We start from the raw sequence: 22,068 nt of genomic DNA on the forward strand, positions 1-22,068 counted from the left end.
ACGGTCGCGGCATGATCGGGGGATGACTCCCTCTTTCTCAATTTGCGTGTATTGCGGCTCGCGCCCCGGCGAGCGCCCTGAATTCACGGCCGTGGCCCAGGCTGTCGGCCGCTGGATCGGCGAGCAAGGCGGCCAACTGGTCTACGGCGGCGGACGCACCGGCCTGATGGGCACCGTCGCCGAGGCCACCCGCGCCGCCGGTGGCCGCGTCGTGGGCATCATCCCCCAGGCCCTGGTCGACAAGGAACTCGCCAACCGCCAGAGCGACGAGTTGCACGTCGTCGACACCATGCACGAGCGCAAGGCCATGATGGGCGAGCGGGCGGACGCATTCATCGCCCTCCCCGGCGGCATCGGCACCCTCGAGGAACTCTTCGAAATCTGGACCTGGCGCCAACTCGGCTACCACGACAAGCCCGTAGGCATCCTGAACGTCGACGGCTACTACGACGCCCTCTTGGCGTTCCTTGCACACAGCGTGCGCGAGGGCTTCATGGGCGAATGGCAAATGGGCCTCGTCCGCACCGGTGCCGAAGCCACGCCCCTGCTCGAAGCGCTGAGAGAAGAAGTGGACCGCCACCCGCGCGGCGACAAACTGGCAGAAGTCCTCTAGTTTTGGCCGATCAGCTGAACGGTCAAGCAGCGACCGAGCTTAGGAACACCACGGACCGGCTCAGCCGGGCCGTCGGTGTTGCCCCCGGCAGGGGGTAGGCGAAGCGACACGAAGTGCGCGCAGCCTGGGGGCGAGCTCTAGACCGCTGCTTCGTCCTCTTCGCCGGTACGGATGCGTACCACGCGCTCAACGTTTGTCACGAAGATCTTGCCGTCGCCGATCTTCCCCGTGCGGGCGGCGCTGACGATCGCATCCACGCAGCGATCCACGTCCACCTCGTTCACGACGACTTCCACCTTCGTCTTGGGCAGGAAGTCAACCACGTATTCAGCGCCCCGGTAGAGCTCCGTGTGCCCTTTCTGGCGCCCGAAACCCTTCACCTCGGTCACGGTGAGGCCGGTGACGCCCACCTCGGCCAGGGCCTCGCGCACGTCATCGAGCTTGAACGGTTTGAGGATGGCGGTGATTTGCTTCATAGGGTCTTTCTTCCGGCGGTTTCGTTGAACTTGCTGGTGATAGGGTAGCGCCAATCCTTGCCGAAACTCCGGTGGGTGACCCGGATTCCCACCGGTGCCTGGCGTCTCTTGTACTCGTTGATCTTGATCAGGCGGGCCACCCGCTCGACGATGGCGCGCTCGTAGCCCGCCGCGATGATCTCGTCGATGCCTTCGTCGTCTTCCATGTAGCGCGCCAGAATGCCGTCGAGGATGTCGTAGGGCGGCAGGCTGTCCTGGTCGGTCTGGTCCGGGCGCAGTTCGGCGCTCGGGGGGCGCGTGATGATCCGCTCCGGGATCGGTTCCGAGCCGGTCCCGTACGGGTCGTGGGCATTGCGCCAGCGCGCGAGCGCGAACACGGTCGTCTTGAGGACGTCCTTGATGACCGCGAAGCCGCCCGCCATGTCGCCGTACAGCGTGCAGTAGCCGGTCGCCATCTCGCTCTTGTTTCCGGTGGTGAGCACGATCGAGCCGAACTTGTTCGACAAGGCCATCAGCAGCGTGCCGCGAATGCGCGCCTGGAGGTTTTCCTCGGCGGTGTCTTCTGGCAGGCCCTTGAAGTCGCTTGCCAGGGCGCCCCGGAACGACTCGAAGGTGTGCTTGATCGAGATCTCGTCGTAGCGCACACCCATCCGGCGAGCCATCTCTCGCGCGTCGATCCAGCTGATGTCGGCCGTGTAGGGTGACGGCATCATCACCGCGCGGACCTTGTCCTTGCCCAATGCATCGACAGCGATCGCCAGCACCAGCGCCGAATCGATGCCTCCCGACAAGCCGAGGATCGCGCCGGGAAACCCGTTCTTGCCGATGTAGTCGCGCACCCCGAGCACCAGTGCATCCCACAGCTGCGCCTCGGGCTCGCGCCGAGGCGCCGCGGCCGTCGCGTCAGGCACAAAACGGACGCCATGCGAGGCACGTTCCATCTGCGCGAAGACCAATTCCTCCGTGAAGCTCCCTGCCTGCAACGCGGTGCTGCCATCGGACTGCAGAGCAAAGGAGGCACCGTCGAACACCACCTCGTCCTGCCCCCCGACCAGGTGCGCATAGACAATCGGCAACCCTGCCGCCCGGGCACGATCTGCCATGCGCGCCACGCGCTCGCCTTCCTTGCCGACGTGGAATGGCGAGGCATTGATGACCGCCAGCACCTCGGCTCCCGCCTCCTTCGCGACTTGCGCGGGCGCGTCGAACCAGGCGTCCTCGCAAATCAGCAAGCCGACCGAGACCCCGCCCGCCTCGAACACGCAGACGCCCTCGCCCGGCGTGAAATAGCGGCGCTCGTCGAACACCTGATAGTTGGGCAGTTCGCGCTTGGCGTAAGTGTCGAGAATGCGCCCCTCGCTCAGCACGCTCGCGGCGTTGTGCCTCAACTGCACGGCGACCGACTTGCTGCGAAGGCTGCCGCCCGTGGGATGGCCGACGACGACAACCATGCCGTCGAGGTCCGCGAGCTCGGTCGCGACCGCCCGGACGGCGTCGTCGCAGGCCGAGACGAAGGCCGGCCGCAGAAACATGTCCTCGGCCGCGTAGCCGCAGATCGAGAGTTCGGGGGTGAGCAGCAGGCGAGCGCCTTGCTCGTAGGCGGATCGCGCTGCATCGACGATCTTGCGAGCGTTGCCGGAGAGATCACCGACCACGAAATTGAGCTGCGCGACCGCGAGTTTCAGAGTCATAAGGAGGCAGGAAAAAGGCTGAACAATTATGTCATCGGCCCCTCGGCGACGTGCCTTGCGACCCCTCGCGCACGCGCGATCGCAGGGGCTGTTACCCTCGACAGGCGATGCGCACCGGTTCTTCCCTCGCCAGCTTCTTAGACACCTTCGTTCCGCGGCCCCAGGGCCAGGCCTACCTGCTGCTGGTGTTCACCACGCTCACATGGGGCGCCAACGCGGTGGCCGCCAGACTCGCGGTGGGCGAGATCTCGCCGATGATGCTGACCTTCTCGCGATGGATCGTCTGCTGCCTGGCACTCTGGTTCACGTCGCGCCAGCAGATCGCCACGCACTGGCGCACGCTGCTGCCTTCATGGCGTTCGATCACGCTCATGGGCGCGTTCGGCTTCACGGGCTTCAATGCGCTCTTCTACGCGGCGGCGCATCACACGACGGCGATCAACATCGCGATCATCCAGGGCACCATCCCGGTGCTCGTACTCGTGGGTAGCTTTTTCTTCTTTCGCAGCCGAATCACCGGTCTGCAGATCGCGGGCGTCGTGCTCACGCTTGCAGGGATTGCCGTCGTCGCATCCCGCGGGGAGTTCGCGATGCTGGCGCAACTGGCGTTCAACATCGGCGACGTCTGGATGATCATCGCGTGCCTGCTCTACGCCGGGTATGCGCTCGGCCTGCGAAGGCGGCCCGAAGTGCCGGCCATCGTGTTCTTCGCGGCCACTGCGGCGGTGGCGTGCATCGTGTCGTTGCCGCTCGTCGCGGTCGAGATCGCGATGGGCCAGTTCTTCATGCCGACCGCCAAGGGGATCGCGCTGGTGCTGTTCATCGGACTATTGCCATCGTTCATCTCGCAGGTCACCTTCATCCAGGCGGTCGGGCTGATCGGGCCGGCACGGGCCGGTGTCTTTCTCAACCTGGTTCCGATCTTCGGGCCGCTGCTGGCCGTGCTGATCCTGGGCGAGCCACTGTCGGCCTACCACGCGGTCGCCCTGGCGCTCGTGCTTGGCGGCATCCACATCGCCGAGAGCCTCGGCGCTCGCAAGCGTTGACGAGGTGACATTGACCGATTCTGTCATTCGCATTCACGATTCACCGTCGGAAATCGACGCCGCGGCCTGGGACGAACTGCTCGCCCTGCAGGCCGCGCCCTCCCCGTTCATGCGTCACGCCTACCTGAACGCGATGGATGCCAGCCGCAGCGCATCCCCGGCGAGCGGCTGGACGTCCCGCTTCATCACGCTCTGGCGAGGCAAGACCCTTGCCGCGGCCTGCCCGCTGTACGTCAAGGATCATTCCTACGGCGAGTACGTATTCGACTGGGCCTGGGCGAACGCCTACGAACAGCATGGCCTGGCCTACTACCCCAAGGCGGTCGTCGCGGTGCCCTTCACGCCTGTGCCGGGTGCGCGCCTGCTCGCACGCGACGAGGCGAGCCGAGTCCTTCTGGCACAGGCATTGGTCGCCTGGTGCAAGCAGTCGGAGGTGTCGTCCCTCCACCTCCTCTTCGGCGCCGAAGAGGACATCGCGGCCTGTTCCGAAGCAGGCCTGATGCTGCGACACACCGTGCAGTTCCACTGGACGAATGCCGAGTGGGCCGGTTTCGACGCGTTCCTCGCGAGCCTCTCGCACGACAAGCGCAAGAAGATCCGCCAGGAGCGACGCAAGGTCCATGACGCCGGCGTGCACTTCCGCTGGTCACGGGGCGCGGACATCAGCAGCGCCGACTGGGACTTCTTCTATCGCTGCTACGCCCGCACCTACCGCGAGCACGGCAACCCGCCCTACCTGAGTCGCGACTTCTTCCATCGCATGGCGGCCAGCATGCCCGAGTCGTGGCTGCTCTTCATTGCCGAGCGTGGCGGCAAACCCATCGCATCGAGCCTGATCGCACTTTCCGCGGGACTCGGCGGCGACGATGCGTCGGAACGTCCACTCGTCGCCTACGGGCGCTATTGGGGCGCCCTCGAACGCGTGGATTGCCTGCACTTCGAGGCCTGCTATTACCAGCCGCTGCAATGGTGCATCGAGCACGGCGTCGAGCGCTTCGAAGGCGGCGCACAGGGAGAGCACAAGATGGCGCGCGCCCTGATGCCCGTCATGACCACCAGCGCGCACTGGCTGGCGCACCCCGCGTTCGCCGATGCGGTGGAGCGATTCCTGGAGCGCGAGGGCGCGGGCATGGAGAACTACATGGATCATCTCGGCGAGCGCACCCCGTTCCGCAAGCCGGGCTGATGTGCACGCAAAAAGGCGCCTCGCGACACGTGCCGCGAGGCGCCTTTTCGGATCGATCCGTTCTGCGTCCTACTTCTTGTAGTTCGCGATGCCGTCCAGGATTTCCTTCTTGGCGGCGTCGATGCCTTCCCAGCCCAGCACCTTGACCCACTTACCGGCTTCGAGGTCCTTGTAGTGCTCGAAGAAATGCGTGATGGCCTTCAGGCGCATCGGGTTCACGTCCTCGACCTTCTTCCAGTGGCTGTAGATGGGCAGCACCTTGTCGGTCGGCACCGCGAGCACCTTGCCGTCGACGCCGGCTTCGTCTTCCATCATCAGGATGCCGATCGGCCGGCATGGCACCACCACGCCCGGCACCAGCGCCCAGGGCGTGATCACCAGCACGTCGACCGGGTCGCCGTCGCCCGACAGGGTCTGCGGCACGTAGCCGTAGTTCGTCGGGTAGTGCATCGCGGTGGTCATGAAGCGATCGACGAAGATCGCGCCCGACTCCTTGTCGACCTCGTACTTGATCGGATCGGCGTTCATCGGGATCTCGATGACGACGTTGAAGGCTTCGGGGGCGTCTTTACCGGGGGAAACTTTGCCGAGGGACATGGTGCGTGTCTTTGGGAAGTAGTTAAAAGTGTTGCTCGCAGGATGCGGACAAACCCGAAGTTTACTTTCCATGTCACAGCACAGTCGCACAGAACGCGACTTTTGCCTGTAAATTGGCCGCGTTGGCCAATCGGTCCCATGCCCTTGCGGCACCGGGGCTTCGAGGAAGCAACGCGACGGAAGCACTGACCCGTACGCGTTGCGCACAGTCAGGCGGCCGTCTCCACAAGTTACGAAACGAACTACTGGAGAAGCTAAGGCATGACTGGCAACACCCCTCTCGTCCTCGCCATCGTCTGCGGCCTCGTGGCCGTAGCCTATGGTTTCTGGGCGCGCAGCTGGATTCTTTCGAAAGATGCGGGCAACGCCCGAATGCAGGAGATCGCGGCGGCCATCCAGACCGGCGCGGCGGCCTACCTCGCGAAGCAGTACCGCACCATCGCCATCGTCGGCGTGGTGCTCGCGATCCTGATCGGGATCTTCCTCGATGGGACCACCGCGGTGGGCTTCATCATCGGCGCGGTGCTGTCGGGCGCCTGCGGCTTCATCGGCATGAACGTCTCGGTGCGCGCCAACGTACGCACCGCGCAGGCCGCCACGCAAGGCATCGGCCCGGCACTGGACGTCGCCTTCCGCGGCGGCGCCATCACCGGCATGTTGGTGGTGGGGCTGGGCTTGCTCGGCGTCTCGGCCTTCTACTGGTACCTCGCGGGCGGCGTCACGCCGGACAAGAACTTCGCGACCCTGCTCAACCCGCTCATCGGCTTCGCCTTCGGCTCGTCGCTGATCTCGATCTTCGCGCGGCTCGGCGGCGGCATCTTCACCAAGGGTGCCGACGTCGGCGCCGACCTGGTGGGCAAGGTCGAGGCCGGCATCCCCGAGGACGATCCGCGCAACCCGGCCGTGATCGCCGACAACGTGGGCGACAACGTCGGCGACTGCGCCGGCATGGCGGCCGACCTGTTCGAGACCTACGCGGTGACGCTGATCGCCACCATGGTGCTCGGCGCGCTGATGGTGAGCGCCGCGCCCGTGAATGCGGTGATGTATCCGCTGGCGCTCGGCGGCGTGTCGATCATCGCGTCGATCATCGGCTGCTTCTTCGTCAAGGCCTCGCCCGGCATGGTCAACGTGATGCCGGCGCTTTACAAGGGCCTCGCGGTCGCGGGCATCCTGTCGCTGATCGCGTTCTGGTTCGTCACGAGCTGGCTGATTCCCGACAACGCGATCGCGGACTCCGGCAGCCAACTCAAGCTGTTCGGCGCATGCTTCGTCGGCCTGGCGCTGACCGCCGCGCTGGTGTGGATCACCGAGTTCTACACGGGCACGCAATATTCGCCGGTGCGTCACATTGCACAGGCCTCGACCACCGGCCACGGCACCAACATCATCGCGGGCCTCGGCGTGTCGATGCGTTCGACCGCCTGGCCGGTGATCTGCGTGTGCATCGCGATCCTCGCCTCGTACATGCTCGGGGGCCTGTACGGCATCGCCGTCGCTGCGACCGCGATGCTGAGCATGGCGGGCATCGTGGTCGCGCTCGACGCCTACGGCCCCATCACCGACAACGCCGGCGGCATCGCCGAGATGTCGGAGCTGCCGGCCAGCGTGCGCGACATCACCGACCCGCTCGACGCGGTCGGCAACACCACCAAGGCCGTCACCAAGGGCTACGCCATCGGTTCCGCCGGTCTCGCAGCGCTGGTGCTCTTCGCCGACTACACGCACAAGCTCGAGAGCTTCGGCCTGAACATCAGCTTCAACCTGAGCGACCCGATGGTGATCGTGGGGCTCTTCATCGGCGGCATGATTCCCTACCTCTTCGGCGCGATGGCGATGGAGGCCGTGGGCCGTGCGGCGGGCTCCGTGGTGGAGGAAGTGCGCAGGCAGTTCCGCGAGATTCCCGGGATCATGGAAGGCACCGGCAAGCCCGAATACGGCCGTGCCGTGAGCATGCTGACCGGCGCGGCGATCAAGGAAATGATGATCCCCTCGCTGCTGCCCGTGGTCGTGCCGATCCTGGTCGGCCTCGTGCTCGGACCCAAGGCGCTCGGCGGCCTGCTGATGGGCACCATCGTCACCGGCCTGTTCGTGGCGATCTCCATGTGCACGGGCGGCGGCGCCTGGGACAACGCCAAGAAGTACATCGAGGACGGGCACCACGGCGGCAAGGGCTCCGAGGCGCACAAGGCGGCCGTCACCGGCGACACCGTGGGCGACCCCTACAAGGACACGGCCGGCCCGGCAGTGAACCCGCTGATCAAGATCATCAACATCGTGGCGCTGCTCATCGTGCCGTTGTTGGTCAAGTTCCATCCGGAAGCGGGCGCGATGGCGCCGCACGCCGCGCCGCCCGCAGCGACAGCGCCCGCGCCGGCCGCACCGGCAGTCGCACCGCCGGCACCTGCCGCCGCGGCACCTGCTGCCGCGCCGGGCGCCGCAGCCGACACCGGCGCATCGATCAAGAACGAAGGCGGCGTGGTCAAGTTCTATTTCGCGTCCAGTAGCGCCGAAGTGCCAGCGGGCTCGAGCGAGGCACTGGTCGACATCGTGAAGGCCGTGCAGAGCGGCAGCCGCGTGCTGGTGAGCGGCTATCACGACGCTTCGGGCGATCCGGCGAAGAATGCCGAGTTGGCCAAGCAGCGCGCGATCGCGGTCGGGGCGGCACTCAAGATGGCCGGCGTGCCGGACGACAAAGTCGAACTCGCCAAGCCCGAGCAGACCACCGCCGACGGACCGCCGGCGGAAGCTCGCCGGGTCGAAGTCAAGGTCCAGTAGACGCGCCCGAAGCCTTCGTTGCCGCCGTCCGGCGGCGTCTCTTGTGCATCAAGGCCGCGAGCCCGCTTGCGGCCTTTTTCATTCGGACTCGGCGCACAATCGCAAATTGACGCCAACGAACATTTCGCAACGCCCATGACCGACCTCGTCGTTCGCCGCCTGCTGATCGATCTCAAGCCGCCCTTCGCGCGCGACTGGTGCGGCGGGGATGCGTTTGCCACGGCCTTCTTCAACGCGCTGTCGATGAGCTTTCCGTTCGGAGAGCAATTCTTCATAGATGCCGTGCGCCGGGCGCTCCAGAACGCTCGCGAGGAAGTGCGCGAGCGGTACCAGGCGGAGGTGCGGGGCTTCATCGGGCAGGAAGCGACACATCGCAGGATTCACTCCCTGTTCAATGCGCACCTGGACGCGCAAGGACTGGAAGACGGCTGGACGCCACGCGCAATTGAACGCATGCAGCCGCTGGCCGAGGCGGATCCCCGCCACGCCGTCGCCATCACCGCCGCCACGGAACATTTCACGGCCATGTTCGCGGAGTGGCTGCTGTCTCATCCGCAGCTGTTGGACGGTGCCGAGCCACGGCTGAAGCTCATGTGGCTCTGGCACAGCGCCGAAGAACTCGAGCACAAGAACACGGCCTTCGACGTCTACCAGGCCGTGGGCGGCTCGCATGAATGGCGTGCGCGCTGGTTCCGCCGGGTGACGCTGATCTTCCTCGGCGACCTTTTCAGGCAGACCACCGCCAACCTGCGAAAGGAAGGCGTGTTGTGGAAATGGGCCACCTGGCGCAGCGCGGCCCGCGTGTTGCTGGGGCGCGGCGGCCTGCTGCGCGAAAGCTGGGCAAACTGGTGGCGCTACCTGCGCCGCGACTTTCATCCGTCGCAACAGGACAGTGCGATGTCGCGTCGCTGGCTGGCGGACAACGCTTCGAAGTTCGTGCGCGTGGATGCGCCGCCTGCGAAAGCGGTGCTCAGTTCATCCTGATGCCGTGCGCCGGAAGCGCACCTTGCTCGGTGCGCAGCGGCACGCCCTGGAGCGTGTCGAAATCGGAAGGCGCATCGGGCACGCGCATCTCCTCGAGCTCGTGCAGCGATGCCACCCACCGCCCGGCAGCCGATTCGGCCGGCTCGTCGTTGGTGAAGATGCCGTCGCGGATGTACAAGGTCTCGCCCGCGGGCCGCTCCATGTGCAGCTCGATCAGGCGCGAAATCGGGAATGTGTAGGTGACGAGCTTTTCCTTCGTCTTGCGGTCCTTGGCGCCGCAGTTGAAGAAGCCCTCGGCTGCGATGACGATGCACGAGCCTTCCACCGAGCTGTCGATGTCCCCGCCGCAGCGCCAGACCGCTGTTGGCATGCGCACGCGCACCTTGTCGATGACGAGGTCACGTTGCTTGTTGAGGGCATTGAGAGGCGGCACCAGCGAGCGCAGTTGTCGCAGGCGCTCGGCGAAGTTGTCGTCCATGGAGAACTCGACATGGTGCGTCGCGCCGCCCGAGCGCTTGACGACCTGCATGATGACGTGGCGGGGGCGGCTCACAGGGTTCGTCCTTCGAGGTGCAATCGACGCGAACCCGGCCCTTGAAGGGCTGACGAATGAATTGGGATCATTGAATCGACCGAAAATTAGAACTTTGGTATTGATGCAATTGGCCGCATCAATTGTTTCCAACTGTAGATCGAATTCTCCTGAATTGATAGGCGGTACGAAGTACTAAAAACCGCCGTCAAATGCGCGTCACTAACGCGAATTAGGTACCCGGAAATGGCCTGTCTCAGGCCCCGCCGGATTCCACCAGTTCGTCCAGTGCCTTGCAGGACGGTGCGCAGACCGTCTGCGACTTGCCAAGCAGCTGCCGAGTGCGCATCTGCGAACGCACGCGGTGTTTTCCGCACATGAAACAGGACATCGTCGCGCCGCTGAAAGACGCGGATGCACGAAACGGCGAGCCCGGCGCCTTCGCCTTGTAGCGCAGCCCGTCGGCCACGACGGCCGTCTTGACTTCGGCCTTACTCATGGGCGGTTTCCGGTCCGGCGCGACGCATGGCGCGCTCGATGGCGGACTTGGCGGCCAGTTCGGCCGACAGCGAAGTGTCGAGCGCCGAGCGGCACAGGCCGGCATGCTGGTAGTTCATGTTTTCATACACCTCGGAGGCGGCCGGGTAGGCATCCAGCAACTGGCCGAGCTGGGCGCCGGGCTCCACGTCGCGGAATTCGTCGACAAGGTGCATCACCACCGAGCGATATTGCTCGGCGCCCACCGGCACGGCGCTGTGCTCGAGCCGCTCGAGGAGCTGGGCGAGCACATGCGTCACAGCCAGGTCGGTCTTGTGCGCAGGGGTCTGGGTATCGTTCATGGCCAGCATCTGAGGGGGAAGGGTGTGAATTGCAAGGGGGCGAAAGGGGCCGAGCCAAGAGGGGATTACAACAGCATTTCAGGAACGATCGGCGAAATGAGCTTGTTGTAGAAGCGCAGGAAAAAGCTCGACTCCGGCTCGACGGTCAGGATGATCTCTTTTTGCCCATCGTTGGTGAGCCATTCGAGCGTGCCAGTGTCCTTGGAGAGGCGCAGCCGGTAGGAGTTCTGCAATTTGCTGATCTTGATGACGCGGAGCATCTCGCGCGCGAGCTGCGGGCTGTCCACCACCACGCCCAATTCGGTGTTCTGCGTCGCCGAACGCGGATCGAGGTTCATCGAGCCGATGAAGACCCGACGCCCGTCGATGGCTGCGGTCTTTGCGTGCAGGCGGCCCAGCGAGCTGCCGAAAGAGCCGAAGCGCTCGTTCGCCATGGTCCGTTCGGGACTCAATTCGTAGAGATCCGCGCCGCCCTCCAACAATCGCCGCCGATAACGGGCATAGCCGGTGTGCACCAGGGGTTCGTCGTTCGCGGCCAGCGAATTGGTCAGGAGCGTGAGTTTCACCTTGCGTTTGGACAAGTCGTCGAATGCCGCCATGCCCTTTTCTCCCGGCACCAGGTAGGGCGAGGTCAGGTCCACCTCGAATTTCGCGTCGAGCAGCAATTCCCAGACCTTCATGGTCACGCTGGTGGAAAGTGCTTCGTCCGCGGTCATGTACATGGGCTTGTTCGGCGGATCGGCAACGGCGTGCGCCTCGCCCCACAGCAGGCCCATGCGCCCGGCGTCGAGTTCCTCGCTGATCGGACCGTAGCCGAGGATGTCGGAAGGCGGCAACTGGATCTTCGGCGGCATCGAGCTCATCCCGATCCAATGGTCGAAATCCTGCGGACCGGGCTTACGGCCGCCCTCGCCTTTCACGATCTCCTGGACCGGCCACACCTCCTTGGAATTCCAGTAGGCGTCGAAGATCAGTTCCAGCTCCCTGACCACCTTGCCGACCACGAGGGCGTCCATGTCGATGAAGTTCTGCGCCGGACTGAGCACGAAATACTCGTCCGCGATGTTGCGTCCGCCCACCACGGCCATCACGCCATCGGCAATGAAGAGCTTGTTGTGCATGCGGTGGTTGAGCCGCGATATCTCCTGTGGCGAAGCTGCAAAGCGCGACAGGAAGCCGTCGCGTCCGCAGCAGAACGGGTTGAAGAGCCGTATTTCGATGTTGGGGGTCTGCGCGAGCGCCAGCAGGGGCTGCTGGCTCTTGGCGGTGTAGAGGTCGTCCACCAGCAGGCGCACCCTCACCCCGCGCGCGGCGGCTTCGCGCAGCGCCCGCATCAGCAAGCGGCCAGTCTCGTCGTTCTCCAGCTGGTAGTACTGGACGACCAGCGACGCCTGCGCGCGCCGTGCCAGCTGGATGCGTGCATCGAGCGAATAGACGCCCAGCGGCATCAGGCGAAAGCCGGAGTGCTCGTCCGGCGGCGTGGAGTCGGCCACGATCTTCGCGAGCCGGGTCGACGGGTCGGGCTGCGATGCGTATTCTCCTGGCCGCTCGGGTGCCATCGGCAGCGAGCCGCAGGCGGCCAGCAGCGCGATCGCAGCGAACAGCATCGCCAACCGCAGCAGGCGAATCGGGCCTGATTTCATGTGGTCTTTCAGTGCTTGCTTGGGTTGAACGCGCCCATGTCCCGACGCCGGGCTCGCTCCCCACGCGGCGCGAGTTCCAGTCCTAGAATCCGAAACGCCGTCACCCGGGGTTACACCATCATGCTATCGATCTTCGCGCGCGCCACATTGTTGACGCTGGCCGTGGCTGTTGCGCCCACTGCACTTGCGGCCCTCGATATCGGCGATCCGGCGCCGAAATTCACGGCCACCGCGGCGTTGGGCGGCAAGACCTTCCGGTACTCGCTGGCCGAAGCGCTCGCCAAGGGCCCGGTTGTGGTGTATTTCTTTCCGGCGGCGGACTCCACCGACTGCTCGATCGAGGCACACGCCTTCGCCGAGGCGATCGACCAATTCAGCGCACTGGGCGCGACGGTGATCGGCGTCTCCGCCGACGACATCGACACGCTCACCAAGTTCTCGGTCAAGTCGTGCCAGAGCCGCTTTCCGGTGGCGTCCGACCAGTCCAGGACGGTCATCGAGGGCTTCGACGCGGTGATGCAGACAAAGCCCGACTTTGCTAACCGACTCTCCTACGTGATCGCGCCCAACGGCAACGTGGCCTACTACTACCAGAACCTGAACCCGGACAGGCACGTGGAGCGCATGCTCAATGCGATCCGTGCCCTGCCGAGGGCCACCGCCGCGCGATAGCGCGGCTGCCCCGGCGACATGGCGGGCAGGTCGCTAAGATTTCCCCCATGCAACTCAATTACATCGGCAACGAAAGCGTTGCCTCCTCGTCCGGCCGCACGCTGCCGGTGATCGACCCCTCCGACGGCCAGACCTTCGACGAGCTGCAGCGCAGCAACGCCGCCGACATCGATGCGGCCGTGCGCGCCGCGCGCCATTGCTTCGAGACGACCTGGCACAAGGTCAGCGCGGCCGATCGCGGGCGGCTGCTCTACAAGCTCTCGCAGAAGATCGCCGAGCACGTCGACGAACTGGCCCTCATCGAGCAGCGCGACTGCGGCAAGCCCGTGAAGCAGGCCCGCGCCGACGCATTGGCGCTGGTGCGCTATTTCGAGTTCTACGCCGGCGCCTGCGACAAGCTGCATGGCGAGACCATCCCCTACCAGGACGGCTACAGCGTCTTCACCTGGCGCGAGCCGCACGGCGTCACGGGCCACATCATTCCGTGGAACTACCCGATGCAGATCTTCGGGCGCAGCGTGGGCGGCGCGCTCGCGGCTGGCAATGTTTGCGTGGTGAAGCCGTCGGAAGACGCCTGCCTTTCCCTGATCCGCGTGGCGCAACTTGCGGCCGAAGTGGGCTTCCCGCCGGGCGCGCTCAACATCGTAACGGGCTACGGCCACGAAGTCGGGGATTCGCTGGCCCGGCACGAGGGTATCGACCACATCAGCTTCACTGGCAGCCCCAAGGTAGGCACGCTCATCCAGCAGGTGGCTGCCGAGCGGCACTGCCCGGTCACGCTCGAACTGGGCGGCAAGAGCCCGCAGATCATCTTTGCGGATGCCGACCTGGGCGCCGCGATCCCGGTGCTGATCAACGCGATCGTGCAGAACGCCGGGCAGACCTGCTCGGCCGGATCGCGCGTCCTCATCGAGGCCGGCATCTACGAACCGCTGCTCGAACGCCTCGGCCATGCCTTCGAGGCGTTGCGTGTCGGCCCGGCGGCGATGGACCTGGACGTCGGTCCGCTCATCCGCCAGACGCAGCAGCAGCGCGTTTGGGACTTCCTGTCCGACGCCCACGTCGCCGGCATTCCGATGGTGGCCATGGGCGTGGTCGTCGACGAAGCACCGGAGACCGGCTTCTACCAGGCCCCCACGCTCCTGCGCGACGTGCCCGTCGACCACCGGCTGGCGCAGGAAGAAGTCTTCGGCCCGGTGCTGGCCGCGATGTCCTTCCGCGACGAGGACGAGGCGGTGGCGCTCGCCAACGCCACGCAGTTCGGGCTGGTCGCCGGCATCTGGACGGACAACGGCGCACGCCAGTTCCGCATGGCCAAGCGCGTGAGGAGTGGCCAGGTGTTCATCAACAACTACGGTGCCGGCGGGGGCGTGGAATTGCCATTCGGCGGCGTAAAGTCCTCGGGCTATGGGCGTGAAAAGGGCTTCGAGGCCTTGTACGGTTTCACGACGCTGAAGACCGTCGCGGTGAAACACGGCTGACTGCGAATGCGGATTCGTCGCTGCTTCAGGGCAACGGGGAGACAACGACGATGAAGGCGTCAAGTAGCGCCGAACGGGCGCTGGTCGGGTCGATGGGTTAAATTGCTTCTCCCCATGAGCAAGCATGTCGTCCACGTTTCCCAGATCGGCCGCGCGTCACGCGCGACGCCGTCGGCTGGCCGCGTGGTCCCGGCGACCGGTGTGCTGCTCGATCAGATGGCCCGTCCGCTGACCGACTTGCGCATCAGCGTGACGGACCGCTGCAACTTCCGCTGCAGCTATTGCATGCCCAAGGAAGTGTTCGACAAGGACTACCAGTACCTGCCGCACAGCGCCTTGCTGAGCTTCGAGGAAATCACGCGGCTCGCGCGGGTCTTCGCGTCGCATGGCGTGCGCAAGATTCGCCTCACCGGCGGGGAGCCGTTGCTGCGCAAGAACCTCGAGGTGCTGATCGAACAACTGGCCGCGCTGCGCACGCCGGAAGGCGATCCGCTGGACCTCACGCTGACGACCAACGGCTCGCTGCTCAGGCGCAAGGCCGCCGCGCTCAAGGCGGCCGGCCTCCGGCGCGTGACCGTCAGCCTCGACGGACTGGACGACGCGGTCTTCCGCGGCATGAACGACGTGGATTTTCCGGTTGCGGAGGTGCTGGAAGGCATCGAGGCGGCCCGCGCTGCCGGGCTGGGCCCCATCAAGGTCAACATGGTCGTCAAGCGCGGTACGAACGATCAGGAAATCCTTCCCATGGCGCGGCACTTCCGCGGCACGGGTGTGGTGCTGCGCTTCATCGAATACATGGACGTGGGTGCCACCAACGGCTGGCGCATGGATGAAGTCCTGCCATCCGCCGAGGTGATTCGGCGCCTTGCCGCGGAATTCCCCCTGGTGCCGCTCGAAGCCAGCGCGCCCGGCGAAACGGCGCAACGCTGGGCCTACCAGGACGGCGGCGGCGAGATCGGGGTGATCAGCAGCGTGACCCAGGCCTTCTGCCATGACTGCAGCCGGGCGCGGCTCTCGACCGAGGGCAAGCTCTATCTCTGCCTCTTCGCCAGCATGGGCCACGACCTGCGGCCGCTTCTTCGCGGCGATGCCGACGACGCCCGGATCGCTTCCGAGATTGGCCACATCTGGCAGGGTCGCTCTGACCGCTACTCCGAGCTGCGCGCATTGCGCGAGCCCGACACCGATGCCGGCGCGCCGCGCCGCGTCGAGATGAGCTACATCGGCGGCTGAGCGCGCCTGCTACACGCGCCGTCTCCATGAGCCGCATCGACGACATCGCCGCCGCGCTGGCGGGCTACGACCCTGACGCTCTCGGTGTGGATGCCGTGCAGTCCTTCCTGGCGCGCCTGGCCGATTCGGCCATCGTCACCGGCGGCGAGCGCATTGCGTTGCGCGACGCGCTCGGCCGCGTCCTGGCGGAGGACATCGTTTCGCCCGTGAGCGTGCCGCCGCATGACAACTCGGCGATGGACGGCTTTGCCTTCGATGGCGCATGGCTCGACGAGGCCGCGACCGACGCCTCGGTGAGCGTGCGCGTGGTCGGTACGGTCCTGGCCGGCGCGGCCTGGCGCGGCACGCTGGCCGTCGGTGAAGGGGTCAGGATCATGACCGGCGCGATGATGCCCGCCGGCCTCGACACCGTCATTCCGCAGGAGTGCTGCCGGGTCGAGGGCGATGCCATTCGCTTTGCGGCCAGCGCCCTGCGCCGCGGCGACAACCGCCGGCTGGCCGGCGAAGACCTGATGCAAGGCAAGCCCGCGTTGCCGTGCGGCGAGATCATCTCGCCCGCCGCATTGGGCATGGTCGCCAGCCTCGGCCTGCCGATGGTGCCCGTGCTGCGTCGCCTGCGCGTGGCGTACTTTTCCACTGGCGACGAGATCCTGAGCCTGGGCGAGGTGCCCCGTGAAGGGGCCGTCTACGACAGCAACCGCTACACCGTGTTCGGCCTGCTCTCGCGGCTGGGTTGCGAGGTGATCGATCTCGGCCTGGTGCGCGACGACCCCGCCGCGCTCGAATCGGCGATGCGCCGGGCGGCCAGCGAAGCCGACGCGATCATCACCAGTGGCGGCGTCAGCGTCGGCGAGGCCGACCATACCCGCGCCGTCCTGCAGCGGCTCGGGGACATGGCCTTCTGGCGCGTGGCCATGCGGCCCGGCCGCCCGATGGCGGTCGGCCTGATTTCGACGGAGGGCGATGCCCGCGGACCGGCCGTGTTGTTCGGACTTCCCGGCAATCCCGTCGCCGTCATGGTCGCCTTCCTCGCCTTCGTGCGACCTGCCCTGCTGCGGATGATGGGGTGCAACGCCAAGTGCTCCGCGCCCCCGCCCTTGTTGCGGGCCACGAGCGTCGACCCGATCCGCAAGAAGCCCGGACGCACCGAATACCAGCGTGGCCGCGTGCAGGCCGTGCCGGGTGGGCTGCCCGAAGTGCGCATCGCCGGCAACCAGGGCTCGGGGGTGCTCAGTTCGATGGTCGAGGCCAATGGCCTGGTCGTGCTGCATCACGACCAAGGCAGCGTGGCTGCGGGCAATTCGGTCGACGTGATGATGTTCGACGGCGTGGTGTAAGGTTCGCCGACCCGAAACCGAGCAATCAGGAGTTGCGCATGCTGGCAGCCAGAATCGAGTTGATGCAGCAGATGCCCATCTTCGGCGCCATCGGCGGCGAGACCCTGGAATTCCTGCTGGCCCCCGCGCCGGTGGTGAAGATCGCGGCGGGGAACTACTTCTTCCATGAAGGCGATCCTCCCAGCGGCATGTACGTGCTGGAGACGGGGCGCGTCACGGTGTCGAAGAGCTGGCAAGGCCACGATCTGCTGCTTCGTCGGCTCGGCCGGGGCGATTGTTTCGGCGAGATGGCCCTGCTGGACCTCTTTCCGCGCAGCGCGTCGGTGCGCGCCAATGAAGACTGCTGCGCCATCGAACTCTCGTCGGCCAATCTCTACCGGCTGTTCGAGCGCGACGTCGAGCAGTTCGCGCTGATCCAGATGAACATCGGCCGCGAGATGAGCCGGCGCCTGCGCATCACCGACGACCTGCTGTTCAGGGCGAGCATGGGCGAGGCGCTGGAGCCGCTCGAGCGGATCTAGATTCGTCCCAGCGCCTTGTCCACGCCCTTGTTGGCCAGGGCATCCGCGCGCTCGTTGCCCGGATCGCCCGAGTGGCCCTTGACCCAGCGCCATTCGATCTGGTGGCCGCCTTCCGCCACCAGCTTGTCGAGCTGCTGCCAGAGCTCGACGTTCTTGACCGGCTGCTTCGTCGAGGTGCGCCAGCCCTTGGCCTTCCAGCCGCGGATCCATTCGGTGATGCCCATGCGCACGTACTGGCTGTCCAGGTAGAGCGTGACCTTGCAGGGGCGCTTCAGCGCGGCGAGACCTTCGATCACCGCCTGCAGTTCCATGCGGTTGTTGGTGGTGTTGAGTTCGCCGCCGAAGAGTTCCTTCTCGGTGGCGCCCGACTTCAACCATGCGCCCCAGCCGCCCGGACCGGGGTTCCCTTTGCATGCACCGTCGGTGTAGATCTGTACTTCGTTCAAAAACCGTTTCCTTCTTGCTGTCGTTGTGTCGTGTCGCGGTGCATCTTGCCTGCAATCGGGACGGGTGCGCTGGCGCGCGAGGCCGCCCGGCGCCATTCGGCGCCGAGCAAGCGCAATCCACGCACGCGCTTGACCGCAACCAGAAAATAGACCGCGCCGAAGATCGGCCACCAGCGCTCGCCGGCGCCGTCGAACCACCGGCAGCGCTCCAGCCAGGCATCGCTGCGCACGGCCGGCCGATAGACGCCGAAGCGGCCCGATTCGACCTCGAAGCTCAGCAGCCGCAGCCAGTCGCGCATGCGCCGGTAGCCGATGAAATCGCCCGTTTCGGGCAGAAAAAGCTCGCCGAAGCCGAGCCGCCGGTAAAGATGTGCGCGCCGTTGCCGCATGCCCCAGAGGCTCGCCGGATTGAGCCCGCAGATGACGACTCGACCTTCGGGCACCAGCACCCGCTCGACTTCGCGCAGCGTTGCATGCGGATCGGGGCTCAGTTCGAGCGTGTGCGGCAGCACGACGAGATCAAGGCTGGCGGCGGGGAACGGCAGCGCCGAGAAGTCGGTCACCAGCGCGCTGCGTGCCCCCTGCGCCGGATCGGACAGGGCCAGCCAGCGATGCGGCATGCGATTGGTGCGGAGCCCCTCGACCTCCGCCAGACCCAGCTGCAGCGCGTGATAGCCGAACAGGTCGGCCACCGCCTGGTCGAACTGGGCCTGCTCCCAGGCCAGCAGATAGCGGCCAGGGGGGGTCTCCAACCAATCATGCAAACCTATAATTTGACCGCTCATGACCCTCGTTCCGCTGCCCGCTTTCGCCGACAACTACATCTGGATGCTGCAGGACGGGCGCAACGCGATCGTGGTCGACCCAGGGGACGCCGCACCGGTGTTCGATGCACTCCGGCACGGCAATCTGCAACTGGCCGCGATTCTAGTCACGCACCATCACGCCGATCACACGGGTGGCGTGGCAGCGTTGCACGAAGCCACCGGTGCGCCGGTCTTCGGCCCTGCCCGCGAGAAGATTCCGGAGCCGTTCGCGCGCCTGTCGCACGGCGACCATGCCGACGTGCTGGGGCTGCGCTTCGAGGTGATCGACGTGCCGGGCCACACGGCGGGCCATATCGCCTACTTCCTGCCGGCCGATCCGCGCAATGCCGCGGCGGGCGATCTCGCGCCGCTGGTCTTCTGCGGAGACACGCTGTTCTCGGGCGGTTGCGGCCGCCTGTTCGAAGGCACACCCGCTCAGATGCTGGCCTCGCTCGATGCGCTGGCGGCGCTGCCGGGCGATACGCGCGTATGCTGCACCCACGAATACACACTCGCTAACCTGAGATTCGCGCGCGCGGTGGAACCGGGCAACGCCGATCTCACTCAGTACATGGCGCGGTGCGAAGCACTGCGTGCTCGCGGCGAACCCACGCTGCCTTCGCAGCTGTCGACCGAGCGCCTCATCAACCCCTTTCTTCGCAGCCGCGAAGCCACCGTCAGTCGAGCGGTCCACGCTCACGCCGGCCTCTCACCGCAGTCCGCCGAGACCGAGGTCTTCGCCACGCTGCGTCAATGGAAAAACGACTTTCGATGAAACTTATCGTTGCCGCCTGCCTTGCGGGCTCTCTCTTTCTCGCAGGCTGCGCCACCGGTACGGGTTCGTCCACGGGCTTTTCGAACGCTTCTTCGAGCAGCGGCACACCGGTCTACCCGGGTGGTGCGCTCTCGCCCATCACCTCCGGTGACGCGAAGTCGCGCGCCGTGGTGACCCTGGCGCCGCCCACCGACATGTGGGACCGGATCCGCCGCGGCTTCAAGATGCCCGACCTGGACAACGACCTCGTACGCGACCGCGAGCAGTGGTATGCGAGCCGGCCCGACTACATGCAGCGCATGACCGAGCGCTCCAGCCGCTACATCTTCCACATCGTCGAGGAACTCGAGCGACGCAACATGCCAACGGAGATCGCGCTGCTGCCCTACATCGAGAGCGCCTTCAATCCGCAGGCAGTCTCCAGCGCGCGCGCCGCGGGCATGTGGCAATTCATGCCGGCCACCGGCACCGACTACGACCTCAAGCAGAACATCTTCCGCGACGACCGGCGCGACGTCGTCGCCTCCACGCGCGCGGCGCTTGACTACCTGCAGAGGCTCTACGGCATGTTCGGCGACTGGCAACTCGCCCTCGCCGCCTACAACTGGGGCGAAGGCAACGTGAGCCGCGCCATCGCCAAGAACCAGCGCGCCGGCCTGCCCACCACCTACAGCGACCTCACGATGCCCGCCGAGACGCGGCTGTACGTGCCGAAGCTCCAGGCCGTGAAGAACATCGTCGCGAACCCGGAACGCTTCAACGCCGACCTGCCGTTGATCGCCAACCACCCCTACTTCCAGACGGTGACGCTCAAGCGGGACCTCGACGTGACGCTCGCCGCCAAGCTGGCCGACGTGAAGATCGAGGACTTCCGCGCGCTCAATCCATCGGCGCACAAGCCCGTCCTGCTCGCGGCGGGCACGCCGGAGATCCTGCTGCCGTGGGACAACGCCGCCGTCTTCCAACGCAACTTCGAGGCCTACTCGCAGGGCCAGTACGCGAGCTGGACCGCCTGGACCGTGCCCACGACCATGACCGTGGCCGATGCCGCGCAACGCTCCGGCATGGCCGACGCCGATCTGCGCGCGATCAACAACATCCCGCCGAGGATGCTCATCAAGGCCGGCTCGACGCTCATCGTGCCACGCGGCGCGCGCGTACAGGAAGACGTTGCCGCCGTGGTCGCCGACACCGGGCAATTGAGCTTCCAGCCCGAGATCGTCACGCGCCGCACCGTGGTCAAGGCCAGTGGCAAGGACAGCGTGGCGAGCATCGCCCGCCGCTACAAGCTGAACCCGGCCAACGTGGCCGAATGGAACGACGTCAAGCCGAACCATGCCTTCCAGAAGGGCTTCAACGTGGTGGTGTACCTGCCGGTCAAGGCGGCGCGCACCGCCAGTGTCGGTACGGGCACGTCGCGCCTGCGCAGCACCCCGCCGCTGAAGAGCACGAGCGTTCCATCAAAGAACGTGACCAAGGTCTCCAAGACTTCATCGAGCCAGGTCGTGCGCGAGCCGCGCGGCGGCACGCCGTCGAAGAAGAAGCGCTGAAGCCGCATGCCGGCCCCAAGCGCCGGCTTCAGAGCTTCTCGGTCTCCCCGCTGCGTGGCTGCCACTTCATGAGGCGCTTCTCGATCACCCCGACGATGCCGTCGAGCACCAGCGCAAAGGCCGTCAGGACGACGATGCCCGCGAACACGGTGTTGACGTCGAAGGTGCCCTCCGCCTGCAGGATCAGGTAGCCGACGCCACGCGCCGAGCCCAGGTATTCGCCGACCACGGCGCCGACGAAGGCCAGGCCGACGGAGGTGTGCAGGCTCGAAAACACCCAGCTCGTGGCGCTAGGCAGGTAGACCGTGCGCAGCAACTGCCGCTGGTTCGCGCCCAGCATCCGCGCATTGGCCAACACCACCGGACTCACCTCGCGCACGCCCTGGTAGACGTTGAAGAACACGATAAAGAACACCAGCGTGACCGCCAGCGCCACCTTGCTCCAGATGCCCAGGCCGAACCACAGCGCGAAGATCGGCGCGAGGATCACGCGCGGCATCGAATTCGCGGCCTTGATGTAGGGGTCGAAGACCAGGCTCGCCGTCGGCGCCAGTGCGAGCCACAGTCCGCAGGCGAGACCCAGCAAGGTTCCGATGACGAAGGCCAGCACGGTTTCGATCAGGGTTGTGCCGAGATGCAGGTAGATGTCGGCATTGCCCGGCAGGCCTTCGGGGAACAGCGGGTTCGCCGGAATGCCGACCGGCATGAACCAGCTCCAGATCCGCCCCGCGACCTGGATCGGTTCGCCCAGGAAGAATGCAAATTGCTGGTTGCGTGACGCCACGTGCCAGGCGATCAGCAGCGCCGCGAGCACCGCGATCTGCCAGAAGCGTGCATTGCTTTCGCTCGGTCGAATGCGCAT

General features: G+C 66.0%; 22 protein-coding genes. 12 read left to right on the plus strand and 10 right to left on the minus strand.

What is annotated here, in order from left to right; all coding sequences use genetic code 11:
- Positions 1–22 precede the first annotated feature (22 nt).
- On the plus strand, positions 23–613 hold the full coding sequence (locus tag ACSFBL_RS28395; protein ID WP_435519163.1) for an LOG family protein: 591 nt from the start codon (positions 23–25) through the stop codon (positions 611–613).
- Positions 614–750: 137 nt separating this feature from the next.
- On the opposite strand, the gene ACSFBL_RS28400 is transcribed toward ACSFBL_RS28395, so the two are convergent.
- Both ACSFBL_RS28400 and ACSFBL_RS28405 read right to left on the minus strand, forming a co-directional pair.
- A complete protein-coding gene (locus ACSFBL_RS28400) occupies positions 751–1,089 on the minus strand; it encodes a P-II family nitrogen regulator (RefSeq protein ID WP_435519164.1) in 339 nt (112 codons plus the stop codon).
- Positions 1,086–2,780 (minus strand): NAD+ synthase, encoded by a 1,695-nt coding sequence (locus tag ACSFBL_RS28405; RefSeq protein WP_435519165.1) that lies wholly within the window; start codon positions 2,778–2,780, stop codon positions 1,086–1,088. The genes ACSFBL_RS28400 and ACSFBL_RS28405 overlap by 4 nt, the downstream gene beginning before the upstream one ends.
- 107 nt (positions 2,781–2,887) lie before the next feature.
- On the opposite strand from ACSFBL_RS28405, the gene ACSFBL_RS28410 reads away from it, so the two are divergent.
- Both ACSFBL_RS28410 and ACSFBL_RS28415 read left to right on the plus strand, forming a co-directional pair.
- A complete protein-coding gene (locus tag ACSFBL_RS28410) occupies positions 2,888–3,826 on the plus strand; it encodes a DMT family transporter (protein ID WP_435519166.1) in 939 nt (312 codons plus the stop codon).
- 10 nt (positions 3,827–3,836) lie between these two features.
- Positions 3,837–5,012, plus strand: a complete 1,176-nt coding sequence (locus tag ACSFBL_RS28415) for a GNAT family N-acetyltransferase (RefSeq protein ID WP_435519167.1) — start codon at positions 3,837–3,839, stop codon at positions 5,010–5,012.
- A gap of 69 nt (positions 5,013–5,081) precedes the next feature.
- Here the strand turns inward: ACSFBL_RS28415 and ppa are convergent, their stop codons facing one another.
- Positions 5,082–5,609, minus strand: coding sequence for an inorganic diphosphatase (gene ppa, locus ACSFBL_RS28420; RefSeq protein WP_435519168.1), 528 nt, complete (start codon positions 5,607–5,609; stop codon positions 5,082–5,084).
- Between the two features lie 261 nt (positions 5,610–5,870).
- Between ppa and ACSFBL_RS28425 the strand changes: the two genes are divergently transcribed.
- Positions 5,871–8,387 (plus strand): sodium-translocating pyrophosphatase, encoded by a 2,517-nt coding sequence (locus ACSFBL_RS28425; protein WP_435519169.1) that lies wholly within the window; start codon positions 5,871–5,873, stop codon positions 8,385–8,387.
- Positions 8,388–8,522: 135 nt separating this feature from the next.
- Positions 8,523–9,371, plus strand: a complete 849-nt coding sequence (locus ACSFBL_RS28430; RefSeq protein ID WP_435519170.1) for a metal-dependent hydrolase — start codon at positions 8,523–8,525, stop codon at positions 9,369–9,371.
- Here ACSFBL_RS28430 and ACSFBL_RS28435 read toward each other — a convergent pair.
- The 4 genes from ACSFBL_RS28435 to ACSFBL_RS28450 form a co-directional block, all read right to left on the minus strand.
- Complete coding sequence (locus ACSFBL_RS28435; RefSeq protein ID WP_435519171.1) at positions 9,358–9,924, minus strand: hypothetical protein; 567 nt, start codon at positions 9,922–9,924, stop codon at positions 9,358–9,360. The genes ACSFBL_RS28430 and ACSFBL_RS28435 overlap by 14 nt on opposite strands.
- Positions 9,925–10,159: 235 nt before the next feature.
- A complete protein-coding gene (locus ACSFBL_RS28440) occupies positions 10,160–10,402 on the minus strand; it encodes a hypothetical protein (protein ID WP_286565993.1) in 243 nt (80 codons plus the stop codon).
- A complete protein-coding gene (locus ACSFBL_RS28445; RefSeq protein WP_435519172.1) occupies positions 10,395–10,742 on the minus strand; it encodes a hypothetical protein in 348 nt (115 codons plus the stop codon). The genes ACSFBL_RS28440 and ACSFBL_RS28445 overlap by 8 nt, the downstream gene beginning before the upstream one ends.
- 65 nt (positions 10,743–10,807) lie before the next feature.
- Positions 10,808–12,385, minus strand: coding sequence for a phospholipase D family protein (locus ACSFBL_RS28450; protein WP_435519173.1), 1,578 nt, complete (start codon positions 12,383–12,385; stop codon positions 10,808–10,810).
- Positions 12,386–12,505: 120 nt separating this feature from the next.
- Here ACSFBL_RS28450 and ACSFBL_RS28455 point away from each other — a divergent pair, with 120 nt between their 5' ends.
- From ACSFBL_RS28455 to ACSFBL_RS28475, 5 genes are all read left to right on the plus strand, one after another.
- Positions 12,506–13,057 carry a peroxiredoxin gene (locus tag ACSFBL_RS28455; RefSeq protein WP_435519174.1) on the plus strand — a complete coding sequence of 184 codons (552 nt, stop codon included), beginning with the start codon at positions 12,506–12,508 and terminating at the stop codon, positions 13,055–13,057.
- Positions 13,058–13,104: 47 nt separating this feature from the next.
- The gene (locus tag ACSFBL_RS28460) at positions 13,105–14,538 is read left to right on the plus strand and encodes an aldehyde dehydrogenase family protein (protein WP_435519175.1); all 1,434 of its coding nucleotides are present in this window, start codon (positions 13,105–13,107) and stop codon (positions 14,536–14,538) included.
- Between the two features lie 114 nt (positions 14,539–14,652).
- Positions 14,653–15,771, plus strand: coding sequence for a GTP 3',8-cyclase MoaA (gene moaA, locus ACSFBL_RS28465; protein ID WP_435519176.1), 1,119 nt, complete (start codon positions 14,653–14,655; stop codon positions 15,769–15,771).
- A 26-nt stretch (positions 15,772–15,797) separates the two neighbouring features.
- On the plus strand, positions 15,798–17,108 hold the full coding sequence (gene moeA / locus ACSFBL_RS28470; RefSeq protein WP_435519177.1) for a molybdopterin molybdotransferase MoeA: 1,311 nt from the start codon (positions 15,798–15,800) through the stop codon (positions 17,106–17,108).
- A gap of 38 nt (positions 17,109–17,146) precedes the next feature.
- Positions 17,147–17,629, plus strand: a complete 483-nt coding sequence (locus ACSFBL_RS28475; RefSeq protein WP_435519178.1) for a Crp/Fnr family transcriptional regulator — start codon at positions 17,147–17,149, stop codon at positions 17,627–17,629.
- Here ACSFBL_RS28475 and rnhA read toward each other — a convergent pair.
- Positions 17,626–18,075, minus strand: coding sequence for a ribonuclease HI (rnhA, locus tag ACSFBL_RS28480; RefSeq protein WP_028253889.1), 450 nt, complete (start codon positions 18,073–18,075; stop codon positions 17,626–17,628). The genes ACSFBL_RS28475 and rnhA overlap by 4 nt on opposite strands.
- A complete protein-coding gene (locus ACSFBL_RS28485; RefSeq protein WP_435519222.1) occupies positions 18,072–18,839 on the minus strand; it encodes a class I SAM-dependent methyltransferase in 768 nt (255 codons plus the stop codon). Before ACSFBL_RS28485 ends, rnhA begins: the two co-directional genes overlap by 4 nt.
- Positions 18,840–18,858: 19 nt before the next feature.
- Between ACSFBL_RS28485 and gloB the strand changes: the two genes are divergently transcribed.
- Together gloB and ACSFBL_RS28495 are read left to right on the plus strand one after the other, a co-directional pair.
- Complete coding sequence (gene gloB / locus ACSFBL_RS28490) at positions 18,859–19,656, plus strand: hydroxyacylglutathione hydrolase (RefSeq protein WP_435519179.1); 798 nt, start codon at positions 18,859–18,861, stop codon at positions 19,654–19,656.
- Positions 19,653–21,206 (plus strand): transglycosylase SLT domain-containing protein, encoded by a 1,554-nt coding sequence (locus ACSFBL_RS28495; protein ID WP_435519180.1) that lies wholly within the window; start codon positions 19,653–19,655, stop codon positions 21,204–21,206. The genes gloB and ACSFBL_RS28495 overlap by 4 nt, the downstream gene beginning before the upstream one ends.
- Before the next feature lie 28 nt (positions 21,207–21,234).
- Here the strand turns inward: ACSFBL_RS28495 and ACSFBL_RS28500 are convergent, their stop codons facing one another.
- Complete coding sequence (locus tag ACSFBL_RS28500) at positions 21,235–22,068, minus strand: ABC transporter permease (protein ID WP_435519181.1); 834 nt, start codon at positions 22,066–22,068, stop codon at positions 21,235–21,237.

It is taken from the genome of Variovorax glacialis, from assembly GCF_051216375.1.
In the GTDB taxonomy this organism is placed as follows: Bacteria; Pseudomonadota; Gammaproteobacteria; order Burkholderiales; family Burkholderiaceae_C; genus Variovorax.

What these genes read in the sequence shown, in the direction of transcription:
- ACSFBL_RS28395 (WP_435519163.1), top strand. Translation starts at nt 23, where the DNA reads ATGACTCCCTCTTTCTCAATTTGCGTGTATTGCGGCTCGCGCCCCGGC.
- ACSFBL_RS28400 (WP_435519164.1), bottom strand. Translation starts at nt 1,089, where the DNA reads ATGAAGCAAATCACCGCCATCCTCAAACCGTTCAAGCTCGATGACGTG.
- ACSFBL_RS28405 (WP_435519165.1), bottom strand. Translation starts at nt 2,780, where the DNA reads ATGACTCTGAAACTCGCGGTCGCGCAGCTCAATTTCGTGGTCGGTGAT.
- ACSFBL_RS28410 (WP_435519166.1), top strand. Translation starts at nt 2,888, where the DNA reads ATGCGCACCGGTTCTTCCCTCGCCAGCTTCTTAGACACCTTCGTTCCG.
- ppa (WP_435519168.1), bottom strand. Translation starts at nt 5,609, where the DNA reads ATGTCCCTCGGCAAAGTTTCCCCCGGTAAAGACGCCCCCGAAGCCTTC.
- ACSFBL_RS28425 (WP_435519169.1), top strand. Translation starts at nt 5,871, where the DNA reads ATGACTGGCAACACCCCTCTCGTCCTCGCCATCGTCTGCGGCCTCGTG.
- ACSFBL_RS28430 (WP_435519170.1), top strand. Translation starts at nt 8,523, where the DNA reads ATGACCGACCTCGTCGTTCGCCGCCTGCTGATCGATCTCAAGCCGCCC.
- ACSFBL_RS28440 (WP_286565993.1), bottom strand. Translation starts at nt 10,402, where the DNA reads ATGAGTAAGGCCGAAGTCAAGACGGCCGTCGTGGCCGACGGGCTGCGC.
- ACSFBL_RS28445 (WP_435519172.1), bottom strand. Translation starts at nt 10,742, where the DNA reads ATGAACGATACCCAGACCCCTGCGCACAAGACCGACCTGGCTGTGACG.
- ACSFBL_RS28450 (WP_435519173.1), bottom strand. Translation starts at nt 12,385, where the DNA reads ATGAAATCAGGCCCGATTCGCCTGCTGCGGTTGGCGATGCTGTTCGCT.
- ACSFBL_RS28455 (WP_435519174.1), top strand. Translation starts at nt 12,506, where the DNA reads ATGCTATCGATCTTCGCGCGCGCCACATTGTTGACGCTGGCCGTGGCT.
- ACSFBL_RS28460 (WP_435519175.1), top strand. Translation starts at nt 13,105, where the DNA reads ATGCAACTCAATTACATCGGCAACGAAAGCGTTGCCTCCTCGTCCGGC.
- moaA (WP_435519176.1), top strand. Translation starts at nt 14,653, where the DNA reads ATGAGCAAGCATGTCGTCCACGTTTCCCAGATCGGCCGCGCGTCACGC.
- moeA (WP_435519177.1), top strand. Translation starts at nt 15,798, where the DNA reads ATGAGCCGCATCGACGACATCGCCGCCGCGCTGGCGGGCTACGACCCT.
- ACSFBL_RS28475 (WP_435519178.1), top strand. Translation starts at nt 17,147, where the DNA reads ATGCTGGCAGCCAGAATCGAGTTGATGCAGCAGATGCCCATCTTCGGC.
- gloB (WP_435519179.1), top strand. Translation starts at nt 18,859, where the DNA reads ATGACCCTCGTTCCGCTGCCCGCTTTCGCCGACAACTACATCTGGATG.
- ACSFBL_RS28495 (WP_435519180.1), top strand. Translation starts at nt 19,653, where the DNA reads ATGAAACTTATCGTTGCCGCCTGCCTTGCGGGCTCTCTCTTTCTCGCA.
- ACSFBL_RS28500 (WP_435519181.1), bottom strand. Translation starts at nt 22,068, where the DNA reads ATGCGCATTCGACCGAGCGAAAGCAATGCACGCTTCTGGCAGATCGCG.